This window comes from Microbacterium sp. Root180, assembly GCF_001428485.1.
In the GTDB taxonomy this organism is placed as follows: Bacteria; Actinomycetota; Actinomycetes; order Actinomycetales; family Microbacteriaceae; genus Microbacterium.
The window spans coordinates 1,262,057-1,278,142 of record NZ_LMHS01000003.1 but is presented as its reverse complement, the minus strand read 5'-3'; the positions used below and the strand labels follow the sequence as shown (position 1 = coordinate 1,278,142).

Here is a 16,086-nt window from a genome sequence, read left to right as displayed (position 1 = left end):
CCGATGTCGGCTGCTCGTCCCCGCTCGGCTAGTCTGGCAGTTGTTCCATTCCAGGAGAGACTGTGACAGCTGAGCCGCGCGTGCTTTCGGGGCGCTATCGCATCGACGAGCCCATCGGCCGCGGCGGTATGGCCAGCGTCTATCGCGGCTACGATCTCACCCTCGGTCGCGCCGTGGCGATCAAGATCCTCGATCGTGAACTCGCCGGCGACAACGCGTTCCGCACGAGATTCCGGCTCGAGGCCCAGGCGGCGTCGCGCATGGCGCACCCCACGATCGTCCGGGTGTACGACGCCGGCGAGGACACCTCGACCGATCCCGACGGCCGTGTCCGCCCGGTTCCGTTCATCGTCATGGAGCTGGTCACGGGCGCGCTGCTCAAGGACATCATCGCGGAGGGCCCCGTCCCGGTGACCGACGCCGTGCGCTACGTCGACGGGATCCTCGAGGCCTTGGAGTACTCGCATCGCGCCGGCGTCGTCCACCGCGACATCAAGCCGGGCAACGTGATGGTCACCGAGGCCGGCCAGGTGAAGGTGATGGATTTCGGCATCGCGCGCGCGGTCTCCGACAGCTCGTCGACGGTGGCCGAGACGACCGCGATCCTGGGCACCGCGGCGTACTTCTCGCCCGAGCAGGCCAAGGGCGAGCCCGTCGATGCCCGCGCCGACCTCTACTCGGCCGGCGTCGTCCTGTACGAGCTCCTCGCGGGACGGCCGCCGTTCCGCGGCGAGTCGCCCGTCGCCGTGGCGTACCAGCACGTGAGCGAGGCCCCGCTCGCTCCGTCCGAGATCAACGAGACGGTCCCGCGCTCCCTCGACGCCGTCGCGCTCCGCGCCCTGGCGAAGGACCCGTTCCAGCGCTATCAGGATGCCGCGAGCTTCCGTGAGTCCCTCGACGCAACGATCGACGGCCGCTCGCCGTCCAAGCGACAGGTCGGCGCGCTCACGAGCGAGCTCTACGGTCCCAACCCCAAGCAGGCCGCCGAGACGGCTCGCTCGCTTCGGCAGCTCAGCACCGACACCACCATGAAGCGCACGCAGTCGGGTCCTCCCGTCGCGTGGATCTGGGCAGGCGTCGGCGTGCTCGCCGTGCTCCTCATCTCGGTGCTGTTCTGGGTGCTCTCGATCAACCCCGAAGACAACGTGCCCTCCAGCGCCCGCATCGTGCCCGACGTCTCGGGCATGACCTACGACCGCGCGAACCAGGAGCTCCTCGACACCGACCTCATCGCCATCCAGGTGGAGGAGGAGAATCCCGACGTCGCCGAGGGCATCGTCATCCGCACCGATCCCGCCTCCGGGGAGTCGGTGAACGTCAACCAGGAGATCCGCGTCTACGTCTCGCTCGGTCAGGAGATGTCCACGGTCCCCCCGCTCGAAGGACTGGGGCGGGATGCCGCGGCCGCCGCACTGGATGCCGCCGGCCTCGCGCTCGGCACGGTGACGCAGCGCAACGACTCGGCGCTCGCGGCCGGAACCGTGATCTCGGCGGATCAGACGGAGGGTGCCAGCGTCCCCGCCGGCACCGTCGTCAATCTGGTCGTCGCATCGGGCAAGGTCACGATCAACGACGTGCGCGGCTACACCGTGGAGGCGGCGCAGCGCGAGCTCGAAGACGTCGGCCTCGAGGTGTCCACCCAGGAGGACCCGTCGTGCGTCGGATCGGCGCCCCCCACGGTGTCGACGCAGTCGCTCGCCCCGGGCGACGTGCCGATCCACTCCCCGATCGTGCTCGGGTACTGCTCGGGAACCTGATCGTCCGGATCAGCGGCGCGGTCCGAGTCCTGCGCCGAGGGACGCGGCATCCGTGAATCCCGCCGTCGTGAGCCAGTTGCCCAGCAGGCGATGCCCGCCCTCGGTGAGCACGCTCTCGGGATGGAACTGCACGCCTCGGATCGGCAGTCGACGGTGGGCGACGCCCATGATCACGCCCTCGGCGGTGCGACTGGTGACGACGAGCTCCGTCGGGAGGGTCTCGGCGACGATCGCCAGCGAGTGATAGCGCGTCGCCGTGAACGGGTCGGGCAGACCGTCGTAGAGGTCGCTGCCGTCGTGATGCACGAGCGAGGTCATGCCGTGCATGAGTTCCGGAGCGGTCGCGACGGTCGCACCGAACGCCTCGCCGATCGCCTGGTGTCCGAGACAGACGCCGAGCAGCGGCATCCGCTCCGCTGCCGCAGCGCGCACCACGGCGACGGATGCCCCGGCATCGCCCGGTGCACCCGGGCCCGGCGACACGAGAACGGCACGGTGGAGCGCGAGCAGACCGCGCGGGTCTTCGATGGCATCGGCCTCGACGAGTTCGGTCGTCACGCCGAGCTCATGGAGATAGCCGACGAGCGTATGGACGAAGCTGTCGTGGTTGTCGACGACCAGGACGGATGCCGCGCTCATCGTCGCGAGGTCACTCGACGGTGCCGTCGAGCGGGTTGATGATCTCGCTGACCCAGGGGAACACGTAGAAGATGAGCCCGTAGACCACCGCCGCGGCCAGGATCACGAGAATGAGCGTGCGGACCCACCACGGACCGGGGAGGACACGCCAGAGGGCGCCGTACATCAGGCGACTCCCTCGGTGAGGGATGCCGGCGGCTCCGCCCCGCGCGGGGTGAACGACTCGAACACGCCGTAGGCGATGATGCGCTCCCACATCCAGTGGATCGGGCTGCAGCTCGTGAGGGTGATGTACCGCGTGCCCGGAGGCACATCGGGCGCCTGCGGAACGGGCAGCAGCACGTCGACCTGCGAGGGCTCGACGTATTGGAGCGTACGGAAACGGTAGGTGTACCAGCCGTCCTCGGTCTCGACGATGATGGGGTCGCCGATGCGAAGATCCGCGATCTTGCGGAAGGGCTCGCCCCAGGACGTGCGATGAGCCGCCAGGGCGAAGTTGCCCACCTCACCGGGCATCTGCGTTCCCATGTAATGGCCGATGCCGATGGGGTTGAGGGTGCGCTCGCGGGTCACGCCTCCGGCCATCGGCATCGCGTAGTCGGCGCCGAATCGCGGGATGTGCATCACGCCGAAACGCTCGCCGTCGGCCGGCTCGTCGCGGACGACCGGCTCGGCGGTGACCGGGGCCGCGCCGGCCTCGTTCGTGCTCGGGTAGGCGCCCGCCCACTCCTGTGAGAGCTCCTGGCCCTGGGAGTTGCGCTCGGCGCCGTAGATCATGTCGCCGAGGTACAGCTGCCAGGCGACGTACAGCAGGACGATCACGCCGGCGGTGATCAGGATCTCGCCGAGGACGCCGACCACGGAGGTTCGTGGGCGGGTGACGGGCGCCGCGCCGCCGGCAGGGGGACCCCCGTCGGGGCCGGCAAGCGCTTCATCCACAGCGGAATTGTAGTCTCAGCACGCTGTGGGGCGGCTGGCAGTTAGACTCTGTGCATGGCACGACCCGGCAAAGAAGACGACCCGCTCATCGAGCGCGCAGAAGGCGAAGCCGCACCCAACCCGGTGTGGTTCAAGCCGATCATGATCGGCCTCATGCTGATCGGGCTCGTCTGGGTGCTGGTGTTCTACCTCAGCGGCATGCAGTACCCCATTCCCGGTATCGAGGGCTGGAACCTGGTGATCGGCTTCGGCATCGCCTTCCTCGGCTTCCTCATGACCACACGCTGGCGCTAGTCGCAGCATCCGACTCTTCCCGAAAGCCCCGGTCTAACCGGGGCTTTCGCGTTCTCGGAGTTGTTAACAGGGCTGTTAACAGGTGTGAATTACACGCGTGTGATTCATCCCCAGGTGTGGATGAACCTGTGGATAACTTCAGGGAAGGACGAGTGCGGGCACCAGCGCCGGCACGAAGAGCAAGCCGATGAGCACCGCCGCCACCGCGACGAGCAGGGCGATCTGCAGGCCGCGCTGACGCGCCGAGCGCGTGCGCGTGAAGATGAAGCCCACCACCAGACCGACGACCAGTCCGCCGACGTGCGCCTGCCACGACACGTTGAAGCCGGGGATGAACCCGATCACGAGGTTGATGCCGAGCACGATGGCGATGCCGCTGATGTTCGCGCCGATGTGGCGTCCGATCACGAGCAGCGCGCCGAAGAGCCCGAAGATCGCTCCGGATGCTCCGACCACCGGCGTCAGGAACGAGAGCAGCGCGACCGCGACCGACCCACCCAGTGCGCTCAGCACATAGAGGGTGAGGAAGCGCCACCGCCCGAGCAGGGGCTCGAGACTGCGCCCGATCATCCACAGCGCGAGCATGTTGAGGGCGACGTGCACGAAGCCCCCGTGGACGAGCGCCGCGGTGAACAGCCGCCACGGCTCGAAGTGACCCGTCAGTCCGGGGTACAGCCACGGCGCGAAGAACTTGAGTGAGTCCTGGATCGCGGGCCCGACACCGGGGATGAGGGTGAGCAGGTACACGAAGACCGTGATCCCGATGATCGCGTACGTGACGATCGGCCGAGAATCGGCGGCCGACATCGCCCGGGGCCGTGACCACCGACGCTCGGCCTTGAGCTGAGCGGGCGACGCCGCCTTCTGCTGGTCGCGCAGGCACTCGGGGCAGATCACGCCGACGGCGGCAGGTGTCTGACACTCGGGACAGATCGTGCGCAGGCATCGCTGACAGAGCACGAAGCTCTGCCGGTCCGGATGCCGGTAGCAGAAGTTGTCGCGATTGCGCGCGAGGTCGTCGGCGGTCACGGCGGGCGGAGCCCCTAGGCTGCGACGATGTCGATCGACTGCAGCACGACCGGCTCGAGCGGACGGTCGCCTGCTGCGGTCGGAACCTCGCTGATCGTGTCGACGACGGCCTTGGAGGCGTCGTCGGCGACCTCGCCGAAGATCGTGTGCTTGCCCTGCAGCCACTCCGGTCCGCGGCCGCCCTGGCCGGGAACCGTGATGAAGAACTGCGAGCCGTTGGTGCCCTCGGCCTGACCGGTGATCGCGTTGCGGCGGAGACCGGCGTTGGCCATCGCGAGCTTGTAGGGCTCGGTGAAGGTGAGCTCGGGGCTGATCTCGTCGTTGAAGGTGTAGCCCGGACCGCCCACACCCTGACCGAGCGGGTCGCCGCCCTGGATCATGAATCCCGAGATGATGCGGTGGAAGACGATGTCCGTGTACAGCGGTCCCTCGCCCGGCTTGCCGGTGGCGGGGTGGGTCCACGACCCGGTTCCGTCGGCGAGACCGGTGAAGTTCTGGACCGTGCGGGGAGCGTGGTCCCCGAAGAGGTTGACGACGATGTCGCCGTAGTTGGTGTGGAAAGTGGCGACAGCGGTGGGAATGGGCATTGCTACATTCTTCCAGAGTTCTGTGCAAGCCCTCCCGCCTTCGCGCAGGTCTGGCAAGATGGGTCGAACCAGATCCCGGTTCGATCAGGAGGGCACATCGTGAGCCTCAGCCGCAAGCGCAAGAAGGAACTCCGCAAGCTCCAGACCCAGGCGAACAGCCTGTGGGAGACGCAGCAGGTCCTCGTGGGCGAGGCCGCGAGCGTCGCGCGTGAGGCAGGGCGCCAGTTGGGCCACCTGCACCGTGAAGAGGTCCGCCCCCGCGTCGCGGCGGGCTACGAGGCCTACGCGGCCCCATACGTCGACAAGGGCAAGCGCGTCGTCAACGACACCGTCATCCCCGCGGCGGGCGCCGTCATGGGTTCCGCTCTCTCGGTGTGGGATGCTGCCAACGACACCCGGGCACGTCTCGCGTCGGGTCGCGGCATCGATCTGCCTGCCAGCTGGCGCAAGGCACCGCCCGCGCCCGTGAAGTCGGGTATCGGCGCCGGTGGCGTCATCGCGATCATCCTCGGCGTCGCCGCCGCGATCGGCGTGCTCTACGCCGCGTGGCAGACACTTCGCGCCGACGACGAGCTCTGGGTGGCCGACGACCCGCTGCGCGCGCCGGACGCCTGACCGTGGCAGAGGCCGTCACCGGACTCGATCGAGTCAGGGACGCGGCATCCGCTCGATCCCTGGCGATCGAGATCCGTGAGCGACCCGTCGCGAACAGCCTGGTCGAAGCCGCCGAGCTCCTCGGCATCGCGCCGGCCGGCATCGTGAAGACGCTCGTCGTCAAGCGCAGTGACGACACCTTCCTGTTCGCCCTCATTCCGGGCGATCGCGCGATCTCGTGGCCGAAGCTGCGCGCCGTCGTCGGGGTGAACAAGCTGCAGCTGCCCGATCCGCAGCGCGCGCTCGAGGCGACGGGGTACGAGCGGGGCACCATCGTCCCGATCGGCAGCAGCCACGACTGGCCGATCTACGCAGACGAGCAGATCGTCGGTCAGCGCATCGCGATGGGGGCCGGCGCACACGGGTACAGCCTGTTCGTCGAGGCGGACGACCTCATCGCCGCGTACGGCGCGACGGTGGCCGACATCTCGCAGCCGGCCGGATAGCGGCATCCGCCCTACGTCTTCGTCGCCATCTCCAGTGCGATGTCGACGAGCTTCACGCGCTGGAGAGAACCGACCTCCGCGAGCGGGAACCATTCGGCACGATCGGTCGATCCGTCCTTCTCGTTGCGCAGTCTTCCGCTGACGATGTGGGCGCGGTAGACGATGCGCAAGGTGTGGAGCGGCTCCTCGACCCCCGGTGTCAGGCGGCGACCCGGCGGGATGACGCGGGAATGGATGCCGAGCAGCTCATCGATCGCGACTTTGTAGCCTGTCTCCTCCCGCACTTCGCGAACAGCGGCCCGCTCGGGGTCTTCACCGGGCTCGAGTCCGCCGCCGGGCATCGTCCATGCCGCGCGACGGCCCTCGTTCCAGTGCGCGAGCAGCAGACGATCATCGGCGTCGATGACGACGGCGTAGGCCGCGACGCGCAGATCCATGCTTCACCCTAACCGCGTGAGGTCGGGGGACGGACGCCTGCGCCGACCGACACACAGCACGACGGCCCGCCCCGATGAAGGGACGGGCCGTCGCACGTCAGGAGCTCAGCCGTGAAGCACCCCTGCTTCGACGACCGTCTCGTGACGCATCGCGCGACGCTCCCGAAAGCGTCCGATCGCGATGATCCCGGCCCCGATCGCGACGAACGCGGCGAAGATGCCCGCCATGTAGATCAGCACCGAGCCCCAGCCTCCGGCGCCGTGCGGGTCCAGGAACGGATACGGGTACCACCATGCCGCGGCACCCGACGGGTCGACGACCAGCTCCCCGCGCACCATCGTGTAGAGCAGCCACGACAGCGGATACACGGTCAGCACCGGCAGGCTCCACCACGGCAGCCCCCGCCGCCGCCCGGCGAAGAGCAGGTCCGCCAGGAGGTACAGCGGGATGATGACGTGCAGCACCTCGACCGCGTACGTGTCGAGCATCGCGATCCCCGCCGAGTCCGCGGCCGCGACCTCGGAGGGCACGCCGCGCAGGAGCACGTTGTAGACGACCCCCAGCAGCAGGACCGGTCCCGTCGTAGCGGCGAGCGCCACGGCGATTCCGAGCGGCTCCCGCGTCCGCTCGGGGTGCATCCGCGCCCAGGTGGCTGCGGCCACGAGCGCGCCGGCGCTGAGCAGCGTCGACACGATCGTGAACATGCTGAAGTAGTTCGCGAGCACGAGCGCCAGGCTCTGCCCCTGCCGTGTTGCGCGGTCCACATTCACGATGTAGCCCGCCGCAACCGCCGACACCCCCATGCCGGCAGCTGCGAGTCGCATCCATGACCAGTGCATGATGTCCCTCCCCAGTTCGATCAACGACGTTTGCGTTGATGAGGAAGGTCTATCGCCGCACGTACCTCCGAGGCCTGATTCCTGTCGCCGCTGCCAGAGGAAATCGACCCGGCAAACGCGGTCCTTTGTGTGGGGTCTACACACTGTCCCCCACTTGGGGGACGAAATATACAAACGCTTGCATCGAGGCGACGACGTGGGCTGCCTATCTCCGGAGATCGGCAGTATTGAGGACGGAAACGGGTCGGATCGCCCTCAGATCGGCCGATCTCCGGAGAACCGGCGACGACGGGCCGGGAGCCTCGCTTCGCTCCGGATTCTCCTCGAATCGCAGCGCCCGAATAACGTGGAAGAGGACCGACCCTTCGGGCCGGTCCTCTTCCGCGTTGTGGAGCCTAGGAGACTCCGTCGCCTCGCTTCGCTCGGCTCCTCCTCGAATCGCAGCGCCGGATAACCGCGAAGCGCCGCCCCTTCGGGACGGCGCTTCGCGGTTGTGGAGCCTAGGAGATTCGAACTCCTGACATCCTGCTTGCAAAGCAGGCGCTCTACCAACTGAGCTAAGGCCCCTCTTGAGATGACGGTGGGGCTACCAGGACTTGAACCTGGGACCTCTTCATTATCAGTGAAGCGCTCTAACCGCCTGAGCTATAGCCCCGTCTGGACCGGCGCTTTCGCGGCGATCAACCTGCAAGACTTTACCGGACGCCCGCCGTTTTCACGAATCCGAGAGGACGCGGCATCCGTCGGCCCTCTCGTGCGCCGACGCGCCTCCCGGCGGGAGCGCTTCCCGCGCGGTTGACTGGCCGCATGGCGGGAACTGCGCATCCGGGCGAACCGCACGGAACCGGGCTGGGTCAGCGGCTGAACTGGCTGCGCGCCGGGGTTCTCGGTGCGAACGACGGCATCGTCTCGGTCGCCGCGCTCGTCGTCGGGATCGCTGGAGCGACGACCGACACGCCCGCGCTCTTCCTCGCCGGTATCGCCGGGCTCGTCGGCGGCGCGATCTCGATGGCGCTCGGGGAGTACGTGTCGGTGAGCAGTCAGCGCGACAGCGAGCGAGCACTCATCGCGAAGGAGACCCGCGAACTGCGCGACATGCCGGCGGAGGAGCTCGCGGAGCTCACCCAGCTCTATCGGGACCGTGGCCTCTCCGACGAGACCGCGCGCCGGGTCGCCGCCGAGCTGACGGCGCACGACGCGCTGTCCGCCCACCTCGAAGTCGAGCTCCACATCGACCAGGACGACCTCGTCAATCCGTGGCACGCCGCGATCTCGTCGGCGATCGCCTTCACGGCCGGCGCACTGCTCCCGCTGCTCGCGATCCTGCTGCCACCCCCGGAGTGGCGCGTGCCCGTCACCTTCGCGGCCGTGCTGGTCGCGCTGGCGATCACCGGGAGCATCTCGGCACGGCTCGGCGGCGCGAAGCGAGGTCGCGCGATCGCACGTCTCGTCATCGGAGGTGCGCTCGCGCTCGGCGTGACCTGGCTCATCGGCACCCTGCTGGGCACCACCCTGGTGTGACGGGACCGGCCGGAGGCCGGCATCCGCGTCAGTTGGAGGTGAAGCCGACGAGCAGGCCGCCGGTGACCTTGACGGCGAGGTTGTAGATTCCGGCCAGCACCGCGCCCAGCACCGTCACGACCACGAGGTTGAGGATCGCGACGACCGCCGAGAACGCGAGCACCTGCGGCAGGCTCACGAACTGCGACAGCAGAATGGTGCCGTCGGTGAAGTTGCCGAAGAACTCGTCCGCGCGGGCGATGAGGCCCGTGGTCTGGACGACCAGGAAGACGAGGACGAACGACACCACCGTGACCACCGCGAGCGCGATGGCTGCGAGGAACGACAGCTTCACGGCCGACCAGAAGTCGACGTAGACGAGGCGCAGGCGAACCTGCTTGGCGGACGTCTTGTGGCTGGACTTCTTGGCGAGCTTGTCGGCTACCGTGCTCATGCGTCAACACTCTCTTCGGGGGTCTCGGGAGAAGCCTGGGGGGTGGCCGACTCGGGGTCGACGGCTTCTGCGTTCTCGGCCAGGCCCCGCTCTCCGTTGCGCGCGATCGCAATGATGCGATCTTCATCCGCCGCGCGGGCGAACACGACACCCATGGTGTCGCGGCCCTTGGCTGGGACCTCGGCCACGGCAGAGCGTACCACCTTGCCGCTGGCAAGAACCACCAGGACCTCGTCGTCCTCGGAGACGATGAGACCGCCCGCGAGAACGCCCCGATCCACGTTCAACTTGGCCACCTTGATGCCCAGACCGCCGCGATTCTGCACCCGGTACTGGTCGACCGCGGTGCGCTTGGCGTACCCGCCGTCGGTGACCACGAAGACGTACTCGTCGTCCTGGGCGACCGACGCAGACAGCAGGCTGTCGCCGCTGCGGAAGTCCATTCCCTTCACGCCCGACGTCGAACGGCCCATCGGTCGCAGCGCCCCGTCGGTCGCTGAGAAGCGCAGCGACATGCCGTGGCGGCTGATGAGCAGGATGTCGTCGCCCTCATCGACGAGCAGTGCGCTGACGAGCTCGTCGTCGCCCTCGGCATCCGCGTCGTCACCCTCTTCGGGGACCTGACCGCGCAGCTTGATCGCGATGATCCCGCCTTGACGGTTCGTGTCGTACTCCGTGAGGCGGCTCTTCTTCACCAGACCGGCACGGGTGGCGAGCACCAGGTAGGTGGCGACGCCGTAGTCGCGGATGTCGAGGATCTGGGCGATCTCCTCGCCGGGCTGAAGTGCGAGCAGGTTCGCGACGTGCTGGCCCTTCGCGTCGCGGCCGGCCTCGGGGACCTCATAGGCCTTGGCGCGGTAGACGCGGCCCTTCGTGGTGAAGAACAGCAGCCAGTGATGCGTGGTCGTGACGAAGAAGTGCTCGACCACGTCGTCGGCGCGCAGCTGCGCACCCTTGACGCCCTTGCCACCGCGATGCTGCGAGCGGTAGTTGTCGCTGCGCGTGCGCTTGATGTAGCCGTCGCGCGTGACGGTGATGACCATCTCCTCCTCGGGGATCAGGTCTTCGTTGGTCATCCCGCCTTCGTATCCGTGGAGGATCTCCGTGCGGCGCTCGTCGCCGAATTTCGCGACGATCTCGGTGAGCTCGTCGCGGATGATCGTGCGCTGGCGGGCCGGCTTCGCGAGGATGTCGTTGTAGTCGGCGATCTGCGTCTCGAGCTCGGCCGCCTCGTCGATGATCTTCTGCCGCTCGAGCGCCGCCAGGCGACGCAGCTGCATGTCGAGGATCGCCTGTGCCTGGTCGTCGTCGATGTCGAGCAGGCCCTTGAGGCCCTCGCGCGCTTCGTCGACGGTCGGCGAGCGGCGGATGAGCGCGATGACCTCGTCCAGCGCGTCGAGCGCCTTCAGGTAACCCCGCAGGATGTGCATGCGACGCTCGGCCTTGGCCAGGCGGAACCGCGTGCGGCGGACGATGACCTCGACCTGGTGCTCGATCCAGTGCGAGATGAACCCGTCCAGCGGCAGCGTGCGCGGCACGCCGTCGACGATCGCGAGCATGTTCGCGCCGAAGTTCTCCTGCAGCTGCGTGTGCTTGTACAGGTTGTTCAGCACGACCTTGGCGACGGCATCCCGCTTGAGCACGATGACCAGGCGCTGACCGGTGCGGCCCGAGGACTCGTCGCGGATGTCGGCGATACCGGTGATCTTGCCCTCGCGTGCGAGGTCGCTGATCTTCACCGCGACGTTGTCGGGGTTGACCTGGTACGGCAGTTCGGTGATCACGAGGCACGTGCGGCCCTGGATCTCCTCGACGTTGACGACGGCGCGCATCGTGATCGACCCGCGGCCGGTGCGATACGCCTCCTTGATCCCCTTGGTGCCGAGGATCTGGGCGCGGGTCGGGAAGTCGGGGCCGGGGATGCGCTCCATGAGCGCCTCGAGCAGCTCGTCGCGTGTGGCATCCGGATTCTCCAGCGCCCACAGCGCGCCGTCGGACACCTCACGCAGGTTGTGCGGCGGGATGTTGGTCGCCATGCCGACGGCGATGCCGACGGAGCCGTTCACCAGCAGGTTCGGGAAGCGCGCCGGCAGGACGACGGGCTCCTGCGTCTGACCGTCGTAGTTGTCCTGGAAGTCAACGGTGTCTTCTTCGATGTCGCGCACCATTTCGAGCGCGAGCTGGGCCATCTTCGTCTCGGTGTAGCGCGGGGCTGCGGCGCCCTGGTTGCCGGGCGAACCGAAGTTCCCCTGGCCCTGGGCCAGCGGATAGCGCAGCGACCACGGCTGCACCAGACGCACGAGGGCGTCGTAGATCGGCGCATCGCCGTGCGGGTGGTAGTGGCCCATCACCTCGCCGACGACGCGGGCGCACTTCGAGAACGACTTGTCGGGACGGAACCCGCCGTCGTACATGCCGTAGATCACGCGGCGGTGCACGGGCTTGAGGCCATCCTCGACCCGCGGGAGCGCGCGGCCGACGATCACGCTCATCGCGTAGTCGAGGTAGCTGCGCTGCATCTCCGCCTGCAGGTCGACCTGGTCGATGTGACCGTGGTTGTGCGCGGGAGCCTCGGGGCGTTCTTCGTCAGTCATGTGTTTCCGTAATCTCGGTTCGCTTCGTCGATCAGATGTCGAGGAAGCGGACGTCCTTGGCGTTGCGCTGGATGAAGCCGCGGCGGGATTCGACGTCTTCGCCCATGAGGATCGTGAAGATCTCGTCGGCCGAGGCGGCGTCGTCGATCGTCACCTGCTTGAGCGTGCGGGTCTCGGGATCCATCGTCGTCTCCCAGAGCTCCTTGTCGTTCATCTCGCCCAGGCCCTTGTAGCGCTGGATGCCGTTGTCCTTCGGGATGCGCTTGCCGCCGGCGACGCCGTCGGTGAGCAGGGCGTCGCGCTCGCGGTCGCTGTACACGTACTCGTGCGGGGAGTTCGACCACTTCAGGCGGTACAGCGGGGGCTGCGCGAGGTAGACGAAGCCGGCCTCGATGAGCCCGCGCATGTAGCGGAAGAGCAGAGTGAGCAGCAGGGTCGTGATGTGCTGGCCGTCGACGTCGGCATCGGCCATCAGGACGATCTTGTGGTACCGCGCCTTCTCGATGTCGAAGTCCTCGCCGATGCCCGTGCCGAAGGCCTGGATCATCGCCTGGACCTCTTTGTTGCCCAGCGCGCGGTCGAGGCGTGCGCGCTCGACGTTGAGGATCTTTCCGCGCAGCGCCAGGATCGCCTGGGTGTGCGGGTCGCGACCCTGCACCGCAGATCCGCCGGCCGAGTCGCCCTCGACGAGGAAGATCTCGCTGATCGAGGGATCCTTGCTGGTGCAGTCCTTGAGCTTGTCGGGCATCGCCGCGGACTCGAAGACGCTCTTGCGCCGAGCGGTCTCGCGCGCCTTGCGTGCGGCAAGTCGAGCGGTGGCGGCGTCGATCGCCTTGCGGATCACGTTCTTCGCCTGGACCGGGTTGCGATCGAACCAGTCTCCGAGCTGGTCGCCCACGACCTTCTGCACGAACGCCTTCGCCTCGGTGTTGCCGAGCTTGGTCTTGGTCTGACCCTCGAACTGCGGTTCGGAGAGCTTGACGGAGATGACCGCGGTGAGACCCTCGCGGATGTCTTCGCCGGTGAGGTTGTCGTCCTTCTCCTTGAGCAGGTTGTTCGCGCGGGCATAGCGGTTGACGAGCGTCGTCAGCGCTGCACGGAAGCCCTCTTCGTGCGTTCCGCCTTCGTGGGTGTTGATCGTGTTCGCGTAGGTGAACACGTTCTCGGTGTAGCTCGTCGTCCACTGCATCGCGAGCTCGAGCGCGATCTTGCGCTCGGTGTCCTCGGACTCGAAGTCGATGATCTCGTCATTGACGACATCCGCGTGGCGCACCTTGTTGAGGTGCTCGACGTAGTCGACGAGTCCGCGCTCGTAGAGGAAGCTGTCGTGCCGGGGCTTCAGGTCGTCCTCGCCCGGCTCACCGGGCTCGACCAGACCCTCGGGTCGCTCGTCGCGCAGGCTGATCCGCAGGCCCTTGTTGAGGAACGCCATCTGCTGGAAGCGAGTGCGGAGGGTGTCGTAGTCGAAATCGATCGAGTCGAAGATCGAGTCATCCGGCCAGAAGGTGATGATCGTGCCGGTCTCGCTGCTCTCCTCGCCCTGAGCGAGCGGAGCGACCGGCTGACCGCCGTCGCGGTACGACTGCCGCCACACGTGGCCCTGACGCCTGACCTCGACCTCGAGACGCGTCGAGAGCGCGTTCACCACCGACGAGCCGACGCCGTGCAGGCCGCCCGACACCGCGTAGCCGCCGCCGCCGAACTTTCCTCCGGCGTGCAGCACTGTGAGCACGACTTCCACCGTGGACTTGCCCTCGGTCTTGTGCATGTCGACCGGGATGCCGCGACCGTTGTCGATGACGCGCACCGCGCCGTCCGCGAGGATCGTGACGTCGATGGTGTCGCAGTAGCCGGCGAGGGCCTCGTCGACGGAGTTGTCGACGATCTCCTGCACGAGGTGGTGGAGGCCGCGGGCGCCGGTGGAGCCGATGTACATGCCGGGGCGCTTGCGCACCGCCTCGAGGCCTTCGAGCACCTGGATTTCGTCGGCCCCGTACTCGTTCGGAACGGTCTCAGCAGATCGGGCTTCGGGTTCCTCAGGAACGCTGTCGGGGTTCACGGACGTCATAAGTCAGGGCGCTCCAGATCGTTCGGTGGGGGCCCTGACAGTCTACCAAGTATGCCCATGCTCCGCGGGCTTATACGGCCCTGTGGAGGACGGAAATCGTTCCGGACGTTATCTGACGTGGATCAGCCGTAGGTATCGCGCGGACCACGCCCTGGAATCGTTCTGGGACCCCATTTCCAAGAGGGAACGTCCGGGCCGATGAAACGGATCGCGTCGACACCCGCGTCGGGGAACCGCCGGACGATCTCCGAGAGAATGTGCGCACGCATGAGCTGAAGCTGCTTCGCCCACGCCGTCGAGTCGGCCTGGACCGTGAGCGTGCCCTGTGAGAAGGCCACGGGCCGGGTGTGCCCTGCGGTGTCCTCGCCGGCGACATCGGACCATGCCCGCACCACGTCCTCGCGCGCGAGTTCCTTGTCCCACCCGGCCTCTCGCGTGAGCTGAGCCAGCACGTCGCCCATGCCGCGGGGGTCGCGACCCGGGGTGAAGGGCGCGTTCTCGTCGTCCGCGGTGCGCTTGCGCCGCTTGCGGAACGACCGCGCCGACGGCTCCAGTCCGCGCAGTCGGAGATAGGTCGCGACGGTCTCGGGAAGTGCCGACGGCGAGGGGGGCGGATCGGATGCCGCACCCTCCGCCTGCGGGCCGCGCTCAGGCATCCGTCGCCTCCAGGATCGTGCCGGCCTCGACGCGCACGACGCGTGCCCGCAGGGCGGCGGGGACATCCTCCTCCACAGCCGCGGTCACCACCACCTGTTCGTAGTCGCCGGCCAGGAGCGCGAGGCGCGCCCGGCGGTCGGTGTCGAGCTCGGCGAAGACGTCATCGAGGATCAGCACCGGGTCGCCGAGCCGGGACTCGGCACGCAGGAGTTCGGCGGATGCGAGGCGCAGCGCGAGGGCGACCGACCACGATTCCCCGTGGGAGGCGTACCCCTTCACCGGGAGGCCGCGCACCCGCAGCAGAAGGTCGTCGCGGTGCGGGCCGACCAGGGTGAGACCACGATCGAGCTCGGCGGTCCTCCGCTCGGCGAGCGCCTGACGGAACAGGTCCGCGATGCGGGAGCCGGATGCTCCTGCCGGCGCCGCGCCATCGAGGACTCGTGTCGCGTCGGGTGATGCGGGCGTCTCGAGATCGGGATCCGCGCCGGACACGGACAGGACCCACTCCGCTTCGGGATGGTGGTCGGCGCCGGCGATCGCGGAATACGCCGCCGAGAGCGGGGTCGCGAGGTCGGCCGCGAGCGCGAGCCTCGCCTCGATCACCTCAGTGCCGAGTGCGACGAGCTTGTCGTCCCATACATCGAGCGTGGTGAGGGCATCGCCGCGGATGCCCCGCGCCTTGGCGGACTTGAGCAATGCCGTGCGCTGCTTGAGCACGCGCTCGTAGTCGGCGAGCACGCCGGCCAGGCGCGGCGCGCGCTGGACGAGAAGCTGATCCGCGAATCGGCGGCGGGCCGACGGGTCGCCGCGGACGATCTGCAGGTCTTCGGGAGCGAACAGCACGACCTGGGCGTAGCGCGGCAGCTCAGAGGGCTTGACCGGTGCGCCGTTGACGCGCGCTTTGTTGGAACCCTGGCGATTCAGCTGCGCTTCGAGCAGGACGTGACGTTCGCCGTGGGCGAGCCGTGCCCGGATGATGGCGGCATCCGCCCCATCGCGCACCATCGGCGCATCGTTGGACACCCGATGCGAGCCGAGGGTCGCGAAGAACCCGATCGCCTCGGCGAGGTTCGTCTTCCCCTGGCCGTTTCGGCCGACGAAGACGTTCGGACCGGGACTGAGGGTGACGTCGGCGACCGCGTAGTTGCGGAAGTCCACGAGACTCAGCTGCTCCACGATCACCGGACAAGC

At 68.0% G+C, this 16,086-nt stretch carries 17 protein-coding genes and 2 tRNA genes; 5 read left to right on the top strand and 14 right to left on the bottom strand.

Annotated features, from left to right (window positions below; translation table 11 throughout):
- The first annotated feature begins 62 nt into the window (after positions 1-62).
- Positions 63-1,757 (top strand): Stk1 family PASTA domain-containing Ser/Thr kinase, encoded by a 1,695-nt coding sequence (pknB, locus tag ASD93_RS13495; protein WP_082569331.1) that lies wholly within the window; start codon positions 63-65, stop codon positions 1,755-1,757.
- 9 nt (positions 1,758-1,766) lie between these two features.
- Here pknB and ASD93_RS13490 read toward each other — a convergent pair whose 3' ends face one another.
- The 3 genes from ASD93_RS13490 to ASD93_RS13485 are packed head-to-tail and all read right to left on the bottom strand — an operon-like array spanning position 1,767 to position 3,335.
- Positions 1,767-2,396, bottom strand: a complete 630-nt coding sequence (locus tag ASD93_RS13490; RefSeq protein ID WP_056123549.1) for an anthranilate synthase component II — start codon at positions 2,394-2,396, stop codon at positions 1,767-1,769.
- A 10-nt stretch (positions 2,397-2,406) separates the two neighbouring features.
- The gene (locus ASD93_RS16045; protein WP_200950691.1) at positions 2,407-2,562 is read right to left on the bottom strand and encodes a hypothetical protein; all 156 of its coding nucleotides are present in this window, start codon (positions 2,560-2,562) and stop codon (positions 2,407-2,409) included.
- Entirely contained in the window at positions 2,562-3,335 is a 774-nt protein-coding gene (locus ASD93_RS13485; RefSeq protein WP_082569330.1) for a class E sortase, read from the bottom strand. Before ASD93_RS13485 ends, ASD93_RS16045 begins: the two co-directional genes overlap by 1 nt.
- Before the next feature lie 54 nt (positions 3,336-3,389).
- On the opposite strand from ASD93_RS13485, the gene ASD93_RS13480 reads away from it, so the two are divergent.
- The gene (locus ASD93_RS13480; RefSeq protein ID WP_056123543.1) at positions 3,390-3,629 is read left to right on the top strand and encodes a cell division protein CrgA; all 240 of its coding nucleotides are present in this window, start codon (positions 3,390-3,392) and stop codon (positions 3,627-3,629) included.
- A gap of 138 nt (positions 3,630-3,767) precedes the next feature.
- On the opposite strand, the gene ASD93_RS13475 is transcribed toward ASD93_RS13480, so the two are convergent.
- Both ASD93_RS13475 and ASD93_RS13470 read right to left on the bottom strand, forming a co-directional pair.
- Positions 3,768-4,658, bottom strand: coding sequence for a rhomboid family intramembrane serine protease (locus ASD93_RS13475; RefSeq protein ID WP_056123540.1), 891 nt, complete (start codon positions 4,656-4,658; stop codon positions 3,768-3,770).
- A gap of 14 nt (positions 4,659-4,672) precedes the next feature.
- Entirely contained in the window at positions 4,673-5,245 is a 573-nt protein-coding gene (locus ASD93_RS13470; RefSeq protein ID WP_056123536.1) for a peptidylprolyl isomerase, read from the bottom strand.
- 99 nt (positions 5,246-5,344) lie between these two features.
- Here ASD93_RS13470 and ASD93_RS13465 point away from each other — a divergent pair, with 99 nt between their 5' ends.
- Both ASD93_RS13465 and ASD93_RS13460 read left to right on the top strand, forming a co-directional pair.
- Positions 5,345-5,860: a hypothetical protein gene (locus ASD93_RS13465; RefSeq protein WP_056123534.1), complete on the top strand. Its 516-nt coding sequence runs from the start codon at positions 5,345-5,347 to the stop codon at positions 5,858-5,860.
- Positions 5,861-5,862: 2 nt separating this feature from the next.
- Positions 5,863-6,345, top strand: a complete 483-nt coding sequence (locus tag ASD93_RS13460) for an aminoacyl-tRNA deacylase (protein WP_414843705.1) — start codon at positions 5,863-5,865, stop codon at positions 6,343-6,345.
- A gap of 11 nt (positions 6,346-6,356) precedes the next feature.
- On the opposite strand, the gene ASD93_RS13455 is transcribed toward ASD93_RS13460, so the two are convergent.
- The 4 genes from ASD93_RS13455 to ASD93_RS13440 all read right to left on the bottom strand — a co-directional run bounded on the left by ASD93_RS13455 (position 6,357) and on the right by ASD93_RS13440 (position 8,277).
- A complete protein-coding gene (locus ASD93_RS13455) occupies positions 6,357-6,782 on the bottom strand; it encodes an NUDIX hydrolase (protein WP_056123532.1) in 426 nt (141 codons plus the stop codon).
- A gap of 105 nt (positions 6,783-6,887) precedes the next feature.
- Positions 6,888-7,607 (bottom strand): Pr6Pr family membrane protein, encoded by a 720-nt coding sequence (locus tag ASD93_RS13450; protein WP_157536959.1) that lies wholly within the window; start codon positions 7,605-7,607, stop codon positions 6,888-6,890.
- A 509-nt stretch (positions 7,608-8,116) separates the two neighbouring features.
- Positions 8,117-8,189: transfer RNA gene (locus ASD93_RS13445), tRNA-Ala, on the bottom strand.
- A 14-nt stretch (positions 8,190-8,203) separates the two neighbouring features.
- Positions 8,204-8,277: transfer RNA gene (locus ASD93_RS13440), tRNA-Ile, on the bottom strand.
- A gap of 152 nt (positions 8,278-8,429) precedes the next feature.
- Here ASD93_RS13440 and ASD93_RS13435 point away from each other — a divergent pair.
- Positions 8,430-9,143, top strand: coding sequence for a VIT family protein (locus tag ASD93_RS13435; protein ID WP_056123526.1), 714 nt, complete (start codon positions 8,430-8,432; stop codon positions 9,141-9,143).
- 28 nt (positions 9,144-9,171) lie between these two features.
- On the opposite strand, the gene ASD93_RS13430 is transcribed toward ASD93_RS13435, so the two are convergent.
- From ASD93_RS13430 to recF, 5 genes are all read right to left on the bottom strand, one after another.
- Positions 9,172-9,576 (bottom strand): DUF3566 domain-containing protein, encoded by a 405-nt coding sequence (locus ASD93_RS13430; protein WP_056123523.1) that lies wholly within the window; start codon positions 9,574-9,576, stop codon positions 9,172-9,174.
- Positions 9,573-12,170, bottom strand: a complete 2,598-nt coding sequence (gene gyrA, locus ASD93_RS13425; protein ID WP_056123520.1) for a DNA gyrase subunit A — start codon at positions 12,168-12,170, stop codon at positions 9,573-9,575. Before gyrA ends, ASD93_RS13430 begins: the two co-directional genes overlap by 4 nt.
- Positions 12,171-12,201: 31 nt before the next feature.
- Positions 12,202-14,238, bottom strand: coding sequence for a DNA topoisomerase (ATP-hydrolyzing) subunit B (gene gyrB, locus ASD93_RS13420; protein ID WP_056123517.1), 2,037 nt, complete (start codon positions 14,236-14,238; stop codon positions 12,202-12,204).
- 122 nt (positions 14,239-14,360) lie between these two features.
- Complete coding sequence (locus tag ASD93_RS13415; RefSeq protein ID WP_056123515.1) at positions 14,361-14,894, bottom strand: DUF721 domain-containing protein; 534 nt, start codon at positions 14,892-14,894, stop codon at positions 14,361-14,363.
- On the bottom strand, positions 14,887-16,077 hold the full coding sequence (gene recF, locus ASD93_RS13410; RefSeq protein ID WP_056123513.1) for a DNA replication/repair protein RecF: 1,191 nt from the start codon (positions 16,075-16,077) through the stop codon (positions 14,887-14,889). Before recF ends, ASD93_RS13415 begins: the two co-directional genes overlap by 8 nt.
- Between the last annotated feature and the right edge of the window lie 9 nt (positions 16,078-16,086).